We start from the raw sequence: 17,497 nt of genomic DNA on the forward strand, positions 1-17,497 counted from the left end.
AACTCATTTTTTATCATCTTTTTCAAATTAGAGGAAATTTTCCCTTAATTTCCCCTAATTTTCCCTAAAAATGGCATTTAGTTTCACATAGATGTCTAAAAGCATTAAAGTATTCGAAATAAATAAATTGTTAAATTTTAAGTTGCATATGACTTGGTTTATAAAAAAACATTAATATTGTGTTCTGAATAAATACCCAAGTTGAAAACTGTTTTAACTAAACCCAAAAACAATATAATTATGAATGAAACTAAAAAATTCGGTACATCTGCTGTTTATTTCACAGCCCTTTCTACAATTGTTGGCGCTATTGTTTTTTTACGTTTTGGATTTGCTGTGGGTACTGTCGGCTTGTGGGGAGCATTTATATTAATTATAATCGGGCACTTGGTTACCATTCCTACGGCTTTGGCTATATCCGAATTAGCTACCAACAAACGCGTTGAAGGCGGAGGCGAGTATTTTATTATTTCGCGCTCGTTCGGGCTCAATATTGGCGCAACTTTGGGTATGTTACTCTATCTTTCGCAAACAATTAGCGTAGCCTTTTATATTGTGGCTTTTACCGAAGCCTTTGAGTTTTTGTTTAATTACTTTCAAGCTAGTTACGGTATCATCCTTCCTAAACAGGTAATAAGCATACCCGCTATGCTAATATTGTCGGTAATTGTACTGACAAAGGGAGCAAATATGGGTTTGAAAGTTTTGTACATAGCCGGCTCACTTGTTTTGCTTGCTTTGTTTATGTTTTTCATAGGTAAACCCGTTGGTGGAGCAGGTGTAGATTTATACGAAGCTAATGCCACTTTAAAGAATACGGGAAGTATGTTTTTGGTCTTAGCCATTATATTTCCTGCATTTACGGGTATAACCGCAGGAGTGGGGTTGTCAGGCGATTTGAAAAATCCAGGGAAATCCATTCCTATAGGTACAACTTTGGCTACTCTTACCGGATTTGTTTTATATCTGATTATTTGTATAAAACTTGCATCCTCGGCTTCGCCGGACGCTTTATCGGATAATCAATTGATTATGGCTAATATCGCTATTGGCGGCAAAATTCTAATTCCTCTTGGTTTAGCTGCTTGTACCTTTACGTCGGCTTTAAGTTCCGTTATGGTTGGACCTCGCACCTTGCAGGCTCTCGCGTTAGACGATTCGCTACCTATAAGGAAAAGCAATAAATGGCTTAGCCAAACCCGAAAAAGAGATAATGAACCCGTTAATGCTTCAATAGTTACTTGCTTGATTGCAATAGTTTTTGTTGCATTCGGAAGTGTTGACTCGGTTGCGCAAATCATATCTATGTTCTTCTTAGTTACATACGGAAGTCTGTGTTTGATATCTTTTCTACACCACTTCGGTTCTTCTCCGTCGTACCGTCCTACATTTAAGTCGAAATGGTATATCTCGCTTGCAGGATTTATTATTTCTATATGGGCAATGTTCCAAATCAGCTTTATATACACAGTTATAGCGTATATAGCCATAATAGGTTTGTATATCTACATGGAGCATTATCACAGCGACCGCAAAGGATTTTCGGCTATATTTGCCAATACGCTTTTCCAAATGAATAGAGGCTTGCAAATATATCTTCAAAACAAGAGAAAAAGAGCCTCTGAAGAATCTACAACGGAAGAAGAGTGGCGTCCTAGTGCAATATGTATTTCCAGAAACACTTTTAGACGCGATGCTGCTTTAAAACTACTCAACTGGATTTCGTACAAATACGGATTTGGCACATATTTGCATCTGATAGACGGCTACTACTCAAAAAAGACTAACGAACAGGCTAAAGCCGAGTTAGAGCGTTTGCTTAATAATCTAGACACATCAAATCAGGTGTATATCGATACACTTATTTCGCCTTCGACCACTTCGGCTATATCGCAGTCTATACAAACTCCCGGAATTGCAGGAATGGAAAATAACATGGTTATTTTCGAGTATTTGAAAAGCGACCCTGAAGCAGACTTGAAAGATATAATAACCAATTTCCGCATGGTAAATGCAGGAGGATTTGATGTCTGTATTTTGGGTACAAGTCGCAAGCCAATTATATACAAGAACGGTATTCACATTTGGGTTCCCAGCTTCGATACCGAAAATACCAACCTGATGATTTTATTAGGCTTTATTATAATGGGTCACCCAAGCTGGAAAAAAGCCAATATTAAAATCTTTAATATCTGCTACCCTCATGAGACTGAAGAAATCAGGAAAAACATGAACGAGCTGATTAGCAGCGGTCGTTTGCCAATTACCGAAACCAATATAGAAATTATTGAGCGTGACGAAAACGTTTCGGTAAAGGAAATCATAAACAAAAGGTCGTTGGATGCCGGACTAACCATGCTTGGCTTTAATGAAAACGCATTTAAGAAAGACGATGATATTTCATTTTTCGAAGGATACGACAATGTTGGAAATGTTCTGTTTGTGCATTCGAATGGAGAGAAGGTGATTAGTTAACATTACGGTTAATAGTTATAAATTTGAAAAACCAATCTCTGTACGCAGAGTAGAAACAAAAATAGCGGTAAAACTCTGTCTTTCCGCTATTTTTAATTATCGATTATGCTTACAGATTACTTTACTTCTTCAAAGTCCACATCGGTTACTTCGTCGTTGTTAGGGCTATCGCTGCCTGCGGAGCTGTCGGTAGGTCCTTGCTGACCTGCATCGGCACTGCCAGTATTTCTGTACATTTCTTCGCTGGCTGCTTGCCATATTTGGTTTAGTTCAGCCATAGCAGCGTCGATAGCAGCAATATCTCTGTTTTTGTGAGCTTCTTTAAGTTTATTTACACCGTTTTGTATAACTTCTTTTTTGTCGGCTGGAAGTTTATCGCCAAACTCTTTAAGTTGTTTTTCCGTTTGGAAAATCATGCTGTCGGCTTGGTTAATCTTATCAGCTTCTTCTCTGAGTTTCTTGTCAGCTTCGGCGTTTGCTGCGGCTTCTTCTTTCATACGTTTGATATCATTATCCGAAAGTCCCGAAGATGCTTCAATTCTAATCTGTTGCGATTTGCCTGTTCCTTTATCTTTAGCCGAAACGTTTAGAATACCGTTTGCGTCGATATCGAAGGTAACTTCAATTTGTGGAATACCTCTCATAGCCGGAGCAATACCGTCTAAGTGGAAACGACCTATACTCTTATTGTCTTTAGCCATAGATCTTTCTCCTTGTAACACGTGTATTTCAACTGAAGGCTGATTATCAGCTGCGGTACTGAATATCTCCGATTTTTTTGTCGGGATGGTAGTGTTAGCGTCAATAAGTTTTGTCATAACTCCGCCTAAGGTTTCAATACCAAGCGATAGAGGTGTAACGTCAAGAAGAAGTACGTCTTTTACTTCGCCTGTCAGAACGCCGCCTTGAATAGCAGCACCTATAGCCACAACTTCGTCGGGATTAACGCCTTTTGAAGGAGCTTTTCCGAAGAATTTTTCTACTGCGTTCTGTATAGCCGGAACACGTGTAGAACCTCCAACCAAAATGATTTCGTCTAAGTCGCTCACATCAATGCCTGCATCCTTAACGGCTATGCGGCACGGCTCTATAGAAGCTTTTACCAAATCGTCGATAAGTTGTTCAAATTTAGCTCTGGTTAATTGTCTGACAAGGTGCTTTGGAATACCGTCAACAGGCATAATGTACGGAAGATTTATTTCCGTTGTAGTTGAACTTGAAAGTTCTATCTTAGCTTTTTCTGCAGCTTCTTTCAATCGTTGCAAAGCGATAGGATCCTTTCTGAGGTCTATGTTTTCGTCTTTCATAAATTCTTCGGCAAGCCAATCCATAATTCTATGGTCAAAGTCGTCACCGCCAAGGTGAGTGTTGCCGTTAGTAGATTTTACTTCAAAAACTCCATCGCCTAATTCCAATATAGATATATCAAAAGTACCGCCACCTAAGTCGTACACGGCAATTTTCATATCTTTGTTTTTCTTATCAAGACCGTATGCCAATGCAGCTGCTGTAGGCTCGTTGATGATACGTCTGACTTTAAGTCCTGCAATTTCGCCGGCTTCTTTTGTAGCCTGACGTTGTGAGTCGTTAAAGTAAGCCGGTACTGTAATAACAGCTTCGTTAACGGTTTGTCCTAAGTAGTCTTCGGCGGTTTTCTTCATTTTCTGAAGAACCATTGCCGATAACTCCTGCGGAGTATAATTGCGGTCGTCGATTTTAACACGTGGAGTATTATTTTCGCCTTTAACAACTTCGTAAGGGATACGTGGCAATTCGCTTGCTATACGGTCGTAGGTTTCGCCCATAAAACGTTTGATTGAAAAAACTGTCTTTTTTGGGTTTGTTATAGCCTGACGTTTTGCCGGGTCTCCGATTTTCCTTTCGCCGTTGTCAGTAAAGGCAACTATTGAAGGTGTCGTGCGTTTTCCTTCGCTATTCTGAATTACTACAGGCTCATTGCCTTCCATAACCGATACGCACGAGTTTGTTGTTCCTAAGTCTATTCCTATTATTTTTCCCATTTTATTTATATTATTTAAAATTTTATTAAAAGTTTATTATTTCGATTTCGTACCCTTATGTTGTCAATCATTATGCCACGATGCAATTTTTTAACCTAAAAACTGAAATTTTAAGGCTGTGTTAATTTCAACAGATTGAAAATCAGTGTATTGAAGTAAAAAACGAGAAAAATACGGCAAATGACAAAATGACACTTTCCGATTTTGACAAGTGAAATAATACGACTTTTAAACAGTTATTACTTTAAATTAATAAGGGATAAATTTAAGAGGTTGCATAGCTTCTTCGGATGTTAATATAAATTCGGTACTTTTACTTACATCGTATGTTCTGACTATTTGTCTTCGCGAAGCAAAAATACCATATCCATTATTTATATTAGTGTACATTGGTGTTTCAATAATTGAGTTTCCGCTGTTTTTAGCGGCATCTAAGTATATGCTCAAATTTTCGTCAATAGCAGTTAGCGTAAGCTCAAATTTGTGAACCAAACGCTTTTTTATAGCATTTTCTATGTTTGGGTCGGAGTAGGGAATAGCGAATAAACAGTAATTATAGAATTCTATTCCTAAAAATGAGACACGCGAACGTCCGCTTCCGGAAGTATTAGAGCCCATAACTTCGGGTAGGCTCCATTTAATTTTCGAATAGCTTGTGTCAAAATTACTTCTTAATTCCTTGTAGTGAAAAACTATATCAAGTTTGTAGCGTTTAGCATGATTTGAATTTGAAAATTCAATATCGGTTCTTCTGTCTTTGCTATTATTAATGCTAAATGTGTAGCCGGTAACATTATACGATGTGAAGTTGAAGTTGCCAAGGGGTTTTGTTTCGGCAGAAGTAATGTTTTCGCTGGCAGAATTATCGACAATAAGTTTGTACGTATGGTCATTATTGATTAAGAAGTCGGCTTTATATACTATTTGTTTTGGTGCGTAGAAATCGCCTTCTTTTTTGTTGTACAGAGTAATAGTGTCGAAGATAATTTCAACAACACCATTAGCCGAAGAATCCATAATTTTAACAACGGCGTTGTTTATAAACGAAGAGTCTAAAATTTTGGCATATTCAATAGCGCTATTTTCTCCCAAAAATGCTTTGTTAATTCTAAGGTAGTGAGTTGTATCTTGATAGTCTAATATGCCATGAACAATATTTATTTCCTTATATTCCGCATTAAGGTCGAAGTCGTTTTTGCACGATAAAAATGTAAAAATAATAAGGGTTATGCCAAAGATTTTAAAAAAAATTCTATTCATAATATACGGTCAGTGTAGCTTGTTTAATGTTTTAAGTAACAAACCTGCAAAGTTAAAAAAAATCTAAAACCAAAAGCATAATGCCGATTAAAAATAAAGTTTAACTTTGTGGCGTTTTCTAAAAAGAATAAAAATGGAAAGTAAATTCAAACAACTACCACGTATAACAACTCTTGTACTACAAGAAATGAAAAACAGCGGTGAAAAAATTTCTATGCTCACTGCTTATGATTATGCAACAGCGAAGCTTATGGATAAAGCGGGAATAGATTCTATTTTGGTTGGCGATTCGGCTGCAAATGTTATGGCAGGTTATAAAAGCACCCTACCTATAACCTTAGACGAAATGATTTATCATGCTAAATCAGTTGTGCGTGCCGTAAGTAGGGCATTGGTTGTAGTTGACATGCCTTTTGGAAGCTATCAGGGAAATTGGAAAAAGGCTTTAGACGGAGCCATCAGAATAATGAAAGAAACCGGTGCAAGTGCTTTAAAATTAGAAGGTGGCGTTGAAATAGCCGATTCTGTTAAAAGCATTATTGATGCAGGAATTCCTGTTATGGGACATTTGGGACTCACACCGCAGTCGATAAACAAATTCGGTTCATATACCGTTAGAGCAAAAGACGATAAGGAAAGTAAAAAATTAATAGAAGATTCGCGTCTGTTGGAAGAACTTGGATGTTTTGGAATTGTTTTAGAAAAAATTCCTGCAATATTGGCTGAAGAAGTAACTCGCAATGCCGAAATTCCTATTATAGGTATTGGAGCCGGTAGCGGTGTAGATGGGCAAGTCTTAGTTTTTCAGGATATGGTAGGCATTACTCAAGATTTTTCTCCACGTTTCCTACGCCGATATGCCAATCTTAATACTGATATAATAGACGCAGTGCAAAGATACATTGCCGATGTAAAAGCAGTTAATTTTCCTAATGCCGATGAGCAATACTAATAGCGTTAGCAATACATCAAATAACAATAGAATAGATAAAGAATTAGAAATACTTTTTGAGGATAATCATATTATCGTTATAGATAAAAAATCGTCGCAACTTGTGCAGGGCGACCGTACCGGCGATGATTCGTTAAGCGATTTTGTTAAAAATTATCTGAAAGTTAAGTATAACAAACCCGGCAATGTATTTTTGGGAGTAGTTCATCGTATCGACCGTCCTGTAAGCGGTATTGTGGTTTTTGCCAAGACTTCAAAAGCATTAACCCGATTGAATAATATGTTCAGAAGTTCGGAAGTGTCGAAAAAATATTTAGCTGTTGTAGAAGGAACTCCACCCAAAACAGAGGATATGCTTATAAATCATTTGCTTCGCAACAGCGATAAAAACAAGAGCTTTGTTGTATCGTCGGGAACTCCAAATTCAAAAGAAGCTAAATTGAAATACAAGTTACTAGCTACAGGCAAAACACTATCGTTATTGGAAGTTGAGTTGCTTACCGGTCGTCATCATCAAATACGTTGTCAGCTTGCCAACATTGGCTGCATTATAAAAGGCGATGTTAAATACGGCTCAAAACGTACAAACGGCGATGGTTCAATTTCGCTTCATGCGTATAGTCTTAAATTTATCCATCCGGTCAGCAAGCAAGAAGTTAGCATAACTTCAAAACCATTGGACAAGGAATATTTTAATTTGTTTCGCGATAGCATGCTACAACTGTAAATTACTACGATTTTGATACATATAAATATATGATTATGTTTTTTTAACAAATCTGTTTTGTGCTGTAAACATTTTCGTCAAAATTTGGCAAAGTATTTGTTTAAGTTGCAATGAAATAATTTGTAAATATTAATTTAAAAACTATAAACCATTATGAAAAAGATTGGACTTTTTTACGGGTCAACAACCGGAAATGCCGAAAACGTTGCAAATATTATAGCCGACAAGATAGGCAGAGATAAAGTAGAAGTATTTAATGTAGCTGATATAGATATAGCCGAATTAGTAAATTTCGACAACTTAATTTTAGGAACATCAACCTGGGGTTTTGGCGATTTGCAAGACGACTGGGAAGTGTTACTATCTGATTTGGAAGAATTGGACTTGAGTGGAAAAAACGTAGCTCTTTTTGCAGTTGGCAATTCGCAAAGCAACTCCGATTCGTTTTGCGGAAGCATGAGTCATTTGTACAATGCAATAAAAGAGAACGGTCCTAAAATTATTGAAGGAGTTTCTGTTGAAGGTTATTCTTTCGATGAGTCGGATTCGGTTATCGACGACAAATTTGTCGGATTGGCTATTGATGAAGACAATGAAAGCGATTTAACTGAAGGTAGGGTTGATAACTGGCTAAAAACAGTGCTACCAAATTTTAGTTAATAAAATTGTTAATGTTAATTCCCCAAAAGAGCTGTCTTGATGTGAGACGGCTCTTTTTTTTGTTATTATTGATAATAAGGCTTAACAGGTCATTAAATAGTCGGTATACCAATTCATTACAGCCTTTCTTTTGGCAATTTTATTCTATTTCCTTTTATGTTCTTTTGTGTTATTTCGTTCAGTATTAATTTTAAAGGTACTCAATGCTCTCGTACCGTTTATACGGTACTCGGGTGACACAAAAGAACCAAAAAGTCAAGGCTGACATTTCTTTTCTGAATTACGTTCTCATAAATCCTAAGTTCGTGCGGGTGATTTCCGAGCAAGCTCGGAATTTCCCGTTCTCACTAAGGATTTATTTCGAACTCCATTCAGAAGAAATGTATGCCATCTTTTAAAAGCTAAATTTTTGGCTATTGCTTTTCTTACTATAACAGGTAATCTAAACGAAAAGAGTGAAGTTCGTTTATCACAAAACAGCCAAACAAAATCGCAAACACTCAAAACTCGAAACTCATAACTAGAAACTCCCCGAACCACGCACCACGCAACTCGTGCCGCCAAAGGCTAAGAGCCAATAGCCAACAGCCACCTTGTAGTTAAAGATATTTATTAGATAACAATAAAAAACTACCTATTTACAATAACCTTCCTAGTAACCGTACAGTTTTGCGTTTCAATTTTCAGACTGTAAACTCCGTTATCTAAGTTATGATATAAACAGTTATTGCTAATATTTTTGCTTCCGAAAACAAATCTGCCTGAAACATCAAAACATATTACCGATTTTATAGGCGACAGGGTTTCAATATTTATAATGTTTCCTGTAACAGGATTAGGATAAATGTTTACTTCCGGATTTTCAAAGTCATTGATATTAGTATAATCAACACATGTAATGTCGATATCCCATCCGCTTTCGGTTACAGCATCATTAGATATAAATTGAAAGGTTAGTGCATTATCCGAATTTGATGAGCTAATATCGTTGGGCAATGTACTTCCGCAAAGTTCTGCAATAACTGCAGCATTTGTGTCAGCTCCGTTGTAAACAATAAGTTTGTCAATGCAGTTGCCACCAATTTCTTCGGTATTAAAACTGTTGAACTTAGCACAAATTTTATGATTGGGTCTGTCTGCAACAAAAGTGATTGTTCTATTTTGGTTGTTGCTGTAGTTATTTTCCAAGCCGCCGTCGTCAACAAATTTAGCTTCGCATAAGCTATAAGTTTTGTTGTTGGATATATGCCAAGGCATGACTTCAACATAATTATCTTCAAAAACGCTATGGGTGAAAGAACCTTTGTAAGCAATGAGTTTTACTGAAAAGTTTCCACTTTCGGGATACGTAACAACAGGATTGAAGTTCACTGATGTAGCTGGGATTCCGCCTTCGAAGTGCCATCTTAAGCTGTCGGGGTTGCCGGCAACCAAACTCTCGTACGCAATGCTGCCGTCAATATAGGTTCTGTTTGTATCGGAAGTAAAATTGGCGTGTAACGCGCCATTGTACAGTTGTACGTCTAGAATTGTAGTTTCAAAATCATTAACGGTAACCTGAAAAGTTTTAGGGGTATAACTGAAAGCCGAATAGGTAACATCGTAAGTACCGGCTTTTAAATATCGATGATAATCACCTACATCTTTATCGGTATACACAAACGAGTTATCTTTATCGTGCAAAGCTATATTAACTTTGGCGTATAAAGGGGCGCCGGTGATGGAGTCGGTAACAACACCGTGCAGTCCGTATTGGGCTTGCTCTATATGATTTAAAAACGAGCGATAATTATATTCCCAATGGTTATTGAGCTGACTTGTTGGCAGTAGCTTAGTATTTGAAATTTCTAGAGTAAATTCTCTGCAATTTTGAAAATAATTCATATAGTCTTGCCTTCCGCCGTTTATGCTATACCATTGGTATCCGTTTATTATACCGTTATTAAAGCCGCTGAAATAGTTGTAAGGCGAGTATTTGTGGACGGTATCGACGTATTCTCTCGAAATAAACTTCCACCAGTTGTCGTCGGCAGTAAGTTTCGACCATGTATCCCATGGGTAGTTGGCAACTTCGGCTCCACCGTGAAAATTAGCTCCCATGCCGAAATTATTATTATCGGCAAGGTTCATAAACGCAATAGTTTCTTCTTGCCATGGGTTTCCGTCGGGGTGCGGACCGTCTTTTGGGTCGGGGTAGTTTCTGTTAAGGTCGACGTTGTTGGCATTGTATCTGGTAGCTCCGTTAACGGTGTGGTTACCTGCGCGGTACGTGCCGTTGGGATTTGCCAACGGGAAAATGACAATGTCGGTGTTGTTAACAATATCGGTAACACGCGGCAATACGCCGTAATTAGACAGCAGGTAATCTATGAGTCGGAGCATAAGCACATAACCTGTTGTTTCGTCGCCATGCATTGTAGCTGAGTATAAAAACTCCGGCTCGTTTTCTTGTTCGTTAACATTATCTGAAATTCTGACACCTATGAGCCTTCTACCGCTTTGTAAAGTGTCTATAATCAGAAGTTTACATATATCGGGGTAGTCGTTGGCAAAATCATGCATCATAGTCTCAAAGCCCTCGTAAGTAGGGTAGTAGTCCCAAGCATAGCTTCCTTTGACATAATCGGCAGTTTTTACGCTGTAAAGCAATGAAGGCGGTGTCAAAGTCTTTATATCTATATTATAGTCGAGTATTTTATCAAATCCTTTTTGATTAGAATAGGCGAAAACCGTATCATTAACGATCTTGTCTATAGAAATGTATTTTGAGATTTGTTTAGTCAGCTCTACATCGCTATTAGGGAAGCAGAAAAACACTTCACCTCTTTGAGAAATATAGTTTTGAGCTTTTTGGTATTCGGTTAAACTTTGGCTATTGGAGTTGTTTGTGTACATCAATAGCGACACGAACAAGGAGCAGAATAGTAAATATAAATTTTTGCGCATGGTTGTGTGTTATAGATTTGTGTAATTATTTTTTGTTTAAAGTTTCAATTATGCTTGCAATATTATTGTATAAAGTTTTTTCTACTTTAACGAGAGGTAGTCTGACATATTGTTGTATAAGTCCTAATATTTCCAGAGCAGCTTTAATTCCCGATGGATTTCCTTGTTCGAAAATAGCATTGACAAAGTCTAACATTTTGTAGTGTAGCGGAACAGCTTTTTCCAAGTTCTTGTCTAAGGCAAAGTTAACCATTTGTGATACAATATCGGGAAATGCGTTTGCAGCAACCGATATAACGCCATCGCCACCGGCGGCGATAATAGGCAACGCCAAAAGATCATCGCCGGAAATTACCAAAAAGTTATCGGGTTTGTTTTTAATAATACTCATAACTTGAGCCATATTTCCGCTGGCTTCTTTAATGCCTATAATATTCGGAAACTCCTGAGCAATTTTAAGTGTAGTTTCGGCAGTCATATTAACCGAAGTTCGTCCCGGCACATTGTACATAATGATTGGCAAAGGACAAGCAGCCGAAATATTTTTATAGTGATAATACAAACCTTTTTGCTGAGGCTTGTTGTAACAAGGCGTAACCGACATAATAGCTTGAAAGGATTCTATTAACGTGGAGTGATGAAACGTGTTTATTACTTCTTGGGTATTATTGCTTCCAACTCCCAAAACTAGAGGCAGTCGATTGTTAACAACTTCAACTATGTATGAAGAAACGGCTAGTTTTTCTTCTTTCGACAAAGTTACCGCTTCGCCTGTCGTACCCAGTACTACAATGTATGAAGCCTTGCCTTTAATTATGTGCTCGACTAAATTTTCTAAGGACGAAAAGTCGACAGTGCCGTGCTTGTGAAATGGTGTAACTATGGCAACACCGGTGCCTTTAAATACATTATTCATTTTATTCAGTTTTTAGTTTTTGTAAATAATTTATTGTCGTTTGTGTATATTCTGCAAAAGTGTCGTCATTTTTGTCGTAGTGTATCATTAAGTTAAAACAATCGTGGTTTTCGGTGAAGGGACCCACTTTGCAGTTGGAATTTATTTTTTTTATTATAAGTTTCTGAAAAGGAGTAAAATCAATAGGGTAGCATATGCTTAAATAATATGAATCGGATAGGATTTTTTTTATGCTATCAATTTTTGGTTGCAATTTGTATGAAAAATCGTATAATCCGATTGTGTGTATATTTTCGTTAGAATTTAGTGCATTCAATTTTTTCTTTTCTGAAAAAACAATACACATGGCGTTAATATTCAAACTCTTAAATTGATTTATTATGTTATTGAACATTCCCAAATTGGTAGCATTATTAATTTGCCCAATCAACAAAACATCTGAAACTTCGTTGAAGTCGAAGTTTATAGGTTTATCAATGACTTCAGATGTTTTTTTTAAGTAATAATTGACAAATATGTTTTTTATCAAATTCATTATTTAACAATAATTTTATATAATATTATTAATATGTATAACTTTGTTGCAAGTTGACAAATGTAATAAATTTTAAAAAACATTTTATTAAAATAAATTTATTTTAGGAAAATGTTAAATTAGCAAATTATTTTATCACACTTATTAAATATTTATTATTATGAAAACAACAGATACCGAAATTCCCAATGAACAAAATCTCTTTAGGTTTGAAAACCTAAGAGTATACAACAAAGCTATTGAACATAGTGTTTTTGCGAAACAAGTATTGTCGAGTTCGGTAAGCTCTGATGCCGAATTTATCAATAAAATTTTGGAAGCCTCGGTAGCAATACCTGTTTACATTGCATCAGGCTGTTTGAAAAGTAAAATGGAATTTATAAAAGGTTTAAAACGTGCAAAATACACTTTGGTTGAAAGCGTGGTACATGTTACCATTGCTGCCAATTTGAACTATATCACGTCAGATGTAGAAACAGAATTAAGAAATCAATTAATAGAGTTGGTTAAGATGATAGGAGCCTTAATTAATTCATTACGAAGAAATAATAATAACAATAACTCAAACTCATGTGAGTAAAAATAAATAAATTTTTAACTTAAATAAATTAAAACAAATATGACAAAAATTCGTGCCTTTCAAGGACTACTACCACCTGTAGAAATTGCTAAAAAACTTGCATCGCGTCCGTACGACGTGTTGAACTCTGCCGAAGCTAGAATTGAAGCTAAAGGAAATCCTTATTCATTGCTAAGGGTTACAAAAGCTGAAATCGATTTACCCGAAGGTGTTGACGAACACAGTGATGAGGTATATGCAAAAGTTGTTGAAAACTTTCAAATGTTTCAGGATAACAAATGGCTTGTTAGAGATACAAAGCCGAATTTGTATCTGTATGCTCAAACAATGGATGGTCGTACTCAATACGGTTTGGTTGCTTGTGCAAATATCGATGATTACTTTAATGAAAAAATCTTAAAGCACGAACTTACTCGTAAAGATAAAGAAAGAGACAGAATGATTCACGTTAGAATTACAAATGCCAACGTCGAGCCTGTTTTCTTTACTTATCCTCCTCACAAAAGAATTGATGAAATTATAGCCAACGTGGTTGATACCAAGAAACCATTGTACGACTTTGTTGCCGACGACGGTTTTGGACATCACTTTTGGATTATAGACGACGACAATGTTATAAACGAAATAGTTGATATTTTCGACAAAGATATTCCTTACTTGTATGTAGCCGACGGTCACCACCGCACAGCTGCAGCTGCATTAGTAGGACAAGAAAAAAGGGCTAATAATCCTAATCACAGAGGTGATGAAGAATACAACTATTTTATGGCTGTTATTTTCCCCGCCGACCAACTTAAAATAATTGATTACAACAGAGTTGTAAAAGATTTGAACGGACTTACAGAGGAAGAATTTTTTGAGAAATTGAGAAAGAACTTCGATATTGTTGAAGTTGGAACCGAAATTTACAGACCAAACAAATTGCATAACTTTTCAATGTACATAAGCGGAAAATGGTACAGTATGACTGCAAAAGAAGGAACATACAACGACGACGATCCTATTGGCGTGCTTGATGTTACTGTTTTGTCGAACTTAGTATTAGACGAAATACTTGGCATTAAAGACCTACGTACCAGCATGCGTATCGATTTTGTTGGCGGTATCAGAGGTTTGGGCGAGCTTAAAACCAGAGTCGATTCGGGCGAAATGAAAGTTGCTTTTGCACTTTATCCTGTTACTATGCAACAACTTATCAATATTGCCGATAGCGGCAATATTATGCCACCCAAAACTACTTGGTTTGAACCTAAATTAAGAAGCGGTTTGGTTGTTCATACTTTGGACTAAATTTTTATTAAATGAAAATAGTAGATAATTTTCTTAACATCAGACAATCTATACCGTCTGATGTTAAGATTGTTGCAGTTTCAAAACTAAAACCCCTTGAAGATATTCTTTGTTTGTACAACAACACCGGACATCGCATATTTGGCGAGTCTCGAGCTCAGGAGTTGGTTGTTAAAAACGAAAATATCAACATTGAGGATATTCAGTGGCATTTTATTGGTAATTTTCAGACCAACAAGGTAAAACAAATTCTACCAATAATCACGCTAACACATAGTGTAAGCAATGTTAGATTGTTAAACACGATAAATAAAGTTGCTTCGAATAATAATTTTAAGGCAAAATGCCTATTACAGTTTCATATTGCCGAAGAAGAAACCAAACAAGGTTTTGATATTGATGAAGTTTTGAAACTATTTGATAAAGATTTTTTTGCAAAATATCCAAACGTTGATATTGAAGGCGTTATGGGAATGGCTACTTTTACAGACGATGAAATTGCCATTGCAAAAGAGTTTAAACTATTGAGAAGTTATTTTGATAGATTAAAAAACGAGTTCTTCTCAGACAGAGATTCGTTTGCCGAAATATCTATGGGTATGAGCAACGACTACAAAATAGCAATAGCCGAAGGCAGTACAATGGTCAGAATTGGTTCATCTATTTTTGGAGAAAGAAATTAGTAATGAGTAAAAAAGTACACTTTATTGCAATAGGAGGCAGTGCCATGCATAACTTGGCTATTGCTCTTAAAATTAAAGGATACGACGTTACAGGTAGCGACGACGAGATTTTTGATCCGGCTCGTACAAATCTCAGCAAACACGGCATACTACCTGAAAATGTGGGCTGGTTTCCCGATAAAATCGATAATTCAATCGATGAGATAATACTTGGCATGCACGCCAAAGGCGATAATCCCGAGTTGCATAAAGCAAAGGAGCTTGGAATACCTATTTACTCTTTTCCCGAATATATTTACAAACAAAGTTTGGATAAAACCCGTGTTGTTATTGGTGGAAGTCATGGCAAAACCACAATTACAGCTATGATACTTCACGTGCTAAACAAACTGAACATAGATGTCGATTACTTGGTTGGTGCTAAATTAGAAGGTTACGAAGTTATGGTTAAACTCACCACTGACAATAAATACATTGTTTTGGAAGGAGACGAATACCTGACTTCAGCCATGGACAAACGTCCAAAGTTTCACGTATATATGCCAGATGTCGCAGTTGTTAGCGGTATAGCTTGGGATCATGCCAACGTGTTTATAACTTTTGAAGACTATTTGCGGCAGTTTGAAATATTTATGCAACTTATTCCCGAAAACGGAACATTAATCTACTGCAACGACGACGAAAATATCGTAAAACTGATTGAAAATAATGATTTTGCTTGCAAAAACATTATTTCGTACAATTTACCAAAACACGAAGTCAGAAACGGAAAAACAACCATTACCAGCGACAGCGGAAATCAATATACTATATCGGTTTTTGGTAAACACAACTTGCTTAATATAGAGGCGGCTAAAAATGTTTGTTCGCAACTTGGCGTAAGCGAAGAAGATTTTTACAATGCTATTTCCGATTTTAAAGGAGCTTTAAACCGATTGCAAAAAGTGTATGAAAATTCTCAATCGGTGGTGTATAAAGATTTTGCTCATTCGCCTTCAAAACTTATGGCAACGCTAAATGCTGTCAAGGAGCAATATCCCGAACGCAGATTGATTGCGTGTTTTGAACTCCACACATACAGCAGTCTGAGCAAAGAGTTTTTGGTAAATTATAAAAACACCATGCAAAAAGCCGATGTCGCACTTGTGTACTTTTCGCCACACGCACTACAGCTCAAACGATTACCCGATTTAGATGCGGAATATGTAAAAGAGCAATTCGGACGAAACGACCTTAACGTCGTAACCAACCCGACTGATTTAAAACAATTTTTACTAAACCAAAACTACAACAATACCAACTTGTTGATGATGAGTTCGGGGAATTGGGATGGACTGAAGATTGAAGAGTTTTTTGGCTTTTAGCTTTTGGCTGTTAGCCTTTAGCCGTTGGCTGTTAGCTGTTGTTGAAGTGGTTTGTGTTGTGCTTTCATTTTTTAGATATTTCATAATCACATAACGAAAAAATAATTTGAAATGATTTGTAAATTAATGTTAATTTGTTAATTTTGTGTCAATTAATTAAATCATGAATCATTAAACAGTTGTTTTACTATGAAATCAAAGATAACAATATTTAGCCTAGTATTAGTGTTGTTAATGACAGGCGGTTGCAAAAAAATAGGCACCAAATTACTCTTGGTATACTCAGGAGCGCATGAGCCGAGAATTGAAACCACAGAGTCTTTACGCAAATACATGCAAAAGAAAGATATGACATCGGATAATGTGTTTACAACTCAGAATTTAGATAGTTTTCAAAATCAAATGTCTCTTTCAGGTGGAGGTGTACCAGAAGTTTTAATATTTAGTAAAAATTTAGATAATATCACTTATCGCGATACTATTCTAGATTGTAATGCGCCTGCTTTTAGAGCCATTTTAGGATTAGATAAAAATAAAACATATAAGATAAACGAAAATTTTAATTTTGACGATATTAACACAGGGTTGTGCGACTTAGAAGGTAACCCAACCACAATAACCGTAGATAATAATGCTGACTTTATAGTTGTTATTTATTGGGCAAAATATGTTGGCAAACTAAACAAAGAACAAGTTAATGTTATGGAAAAAGACGCAATTGATAACACAAATGCAAATATACAGGTGGTAAAAATTAACTTGGACTATCAATCATTTTGGGGATTGGATGAGGATGATTATCCCGAAATAAAATTTTGAGACGTAATATAAAAAGATTGAAACCTTAAAAGCCAATGTTTACCGCGCTCGATTTGCAAAATCGAGCGAGCGGTGGGAATTGGGATGGCTTGAAGATTGAAGAGGTTTTTAGATTTTAGCTTTTGGCGGTACGTGCTGCGTGTTGCGAGTTGCGTGTTGCGTGTTGCGTGTCGTGTGTCGTGTAGTTTATGGCTGATCAAAGTGCAAAAAGGTGCGTTAGCACCGAACAATTTATAGTATAAATTATTATTACATTAAAGGTGCGTAAG

The 17,497-nt window shown here is 36.4% G+C and carries 14 protein-coding genes; 9 read left to right on the top strand and 5 right to left on the bottom strand.

The genetic code is table 11. From position 1 onward, the window contains the following. Positions 1-240: 240 nt before the first annotated feature. Positions 241-2,475: an amino acid permease gene (locus PHP31_02410; protein MDD3738133.1), complete on the top strand. Its 2,235-nt coding sequence runs from the start codon at positions 241-243 to the stop codon at positions 2,473-2,475. A 116-nt stretch (positions 2,476-2,591) separates the two neighbouring features. On the opposite strand, the gene dnaK is transcribed toward PHP31_02410, so the two are convergent. Together dnaK and PHP31_02420 are read right to left on the bottom strand one after the other, a co-directional pair. After that, positions 2,592-4,496: a molecular chaperone DnaK gene (gene dnaK / locus PHP31_02415; protein MDD3738134.1), complete on the bottom strand. Its 1,905-nt coding sequence runs from the start codon at positions 4,494-4,496 to the stop codon at positions 2,592-2,594. A 249-nt stretch (positions 4,497-4,745) separates the two neighbouring features. Further along, positions 4,746-5,756, bottom strand: a complete 1,011-nt coding sequence (locus tag PHP31_02420) for a DUF4249 family protein (GenBank protein ID MDD3738135.1) — start codon at positions 5,754-5,756, stop codon at positions 4,746-4,748. A 133-nt stretch (positions 5,757-5,889) separates the two neighbouring features. On the opposite strand from PHP31_02420, the gene panB reads away from it, so the two are divergent. The 3 genes from panB (at position 5,890) to PHP31_02435 (ending at position 8,095) form a co-directional block, all read left to right on the top strand. Further along, positions 5,890-6,708 carry a 3-methyl-2-oxobutanoate hydroxymethyltransferase gene (gene panB, locus PHP31_02425; protein MDD3738136.1) on the top strand — a complete coding sequence of 273 codons (819 nt, stop codon included), beginning with the start codon at positions 5,890-5,892 and terminating at the stop codon, positions 6,706-6,708. Further along, on the top strand, positions 6,695-7,435 hold the full coding sequence (locus tag PHP31_02430) for an RNA pseudouridine synthase (protein ID MDD3738137.1): 741 nt from the start codon (positions 6,695-6,697) through the stop codon (positions 7,433-7,435). Before panB ends, PHP31_02430 begins: the two co-directional genes overlap by 14 nt. A gap of 153 nt (positions 7,436-7,588) precedes the next feature. Further along, positions 7,589-8,095 (top strand): flavodoxin, encoded by a 507-nt coding sequence (locus PHP31_02435; GenBank protein ID MDD3738138.1) that lies wholly within the window; start codon positions 7,589-7,591, stop codon positions 8,093-8,095. Between the two features lie 630 nt (positions 8,096-8,725). On the opposite strand, the gene PHP31_02440 is transcribed toward PHP31_02435, so the two are convergent. Genes PHP31_02440 through PHP31_02450 form a run of 3 tightly spaced genes read right to left on the bottom strand, consistent with a single transcriptional unit; the run spans position 8,726 to position 12,492 of the window. Continuing rightward, entirely contained in the window at positions 8,726-11,041 is a 2,316-nt protein-coding gene (locus PHP31_02440; protein MDD3738139.1) for a M14 family zinc carboxypeptidase, read from the bottom strand. Between the two features lie 25 nt (positions 11,042-11,066). Then, a complete protein-coding gene (dapA, locus tag PHP31_02445; GenBank protein ID MDD3738140.1) occupies positions 11,067-11,957 on the bottom strand; it encodes a 4-hydroxy-tetrahydrodipicolinate synthase in 891 nt (296 codons plus the stop codon). Position 11,958: 1 nt separating this feature from the next. Next, the gene (locus tag PHP31_02450) at positions 11,959-12,492 is read right to left on the bottom strand and encodes a hypothetical protein (protein ID MDD3738141.1); all 534 of its coding nucleotides are present in this window, start codon (positions 12,490-12,492) and stop codon (positions 11,959-11,961) included. Positions 12,493-12,652: 160 nt separating this feature from the next. Here PHP31_02450 and PHP31_02455 point away from each other — a divergent pair, with 160 nt between their 5' ends. The 5 genes from PHP31_02455 to PHP31_02475 all read left to right on the top strand — a co-directional run bounded on the left by PHP31_02455 (position 12,653) and on the right by PHP31_02475 (position 17,228). After that, positions 12,653-13,072 (top strand): four helix bundle protein, encoded by a 420-nt coding sequence (locus tag PHP31_02455; GenBank protein MDD3738142.1) that lies wholly within the window; start codon positions 12,653-12,655, stop codon positions 13,070-13,072. A 39-nt stretch (positions 13,073-13,111) separates the two neighbouring features. After that, positions 13,112-14,362, top strand: a complete 1,251-nt coding sequence (locus PHP31_02460) for a DUF1015 family protein (GenBank protein ID MDD3738143.1) — start codon at positions 13,112-13,114, stop codon at positions 14,360-14,362. A gap of 11 nt (positions 14,363-14,373) precedes the next feature. Beyond that, positions 14,374-15,045, top strand: coding sequence for a YggS family pyridoxal phosphate-dependent enzyme (locus PHP31_02465; protein ID MDD3738144.1), 672 nt, complete (start codon positions 14,374-14,376; stop codon positions 15,043-15,045). Positions 15,046-15,047: 2 nt separating this feature from the next. After that, the gene (locus PHP31_02470; protein ID MDD3738145.1) at positions 15,048-16,409 is read left to right on the top strand and encodes a Mur ligase family protein; all 1,362 of its coding nucleotides are present in this window, start codon (positions 15,048-15,050) and stop codon (positions 16,407-16,409) included. Positions 16,410-16,598: 189 nt separating this feature from the next. Then, positions 16,599-17,228, top strand: coding sequence for a hypothetical protein (locus PHP31_02475; GenBank protein ID MDD3738146.1), 630 nt, complete (start codon positions 16,599-16,601; stop codon positions 17,226-17,228). Positions 17,229-17,497 lie beyond the last annotated feature (269 nt).

Source organism: Lentimicrobiaceae bacterium (assembly GCA_028697555.1).
Classification (GTDB): Bacteria; Bacteroidota; Bacteroidia; order Bacteroidales; family UBA4417; genus UBA4417.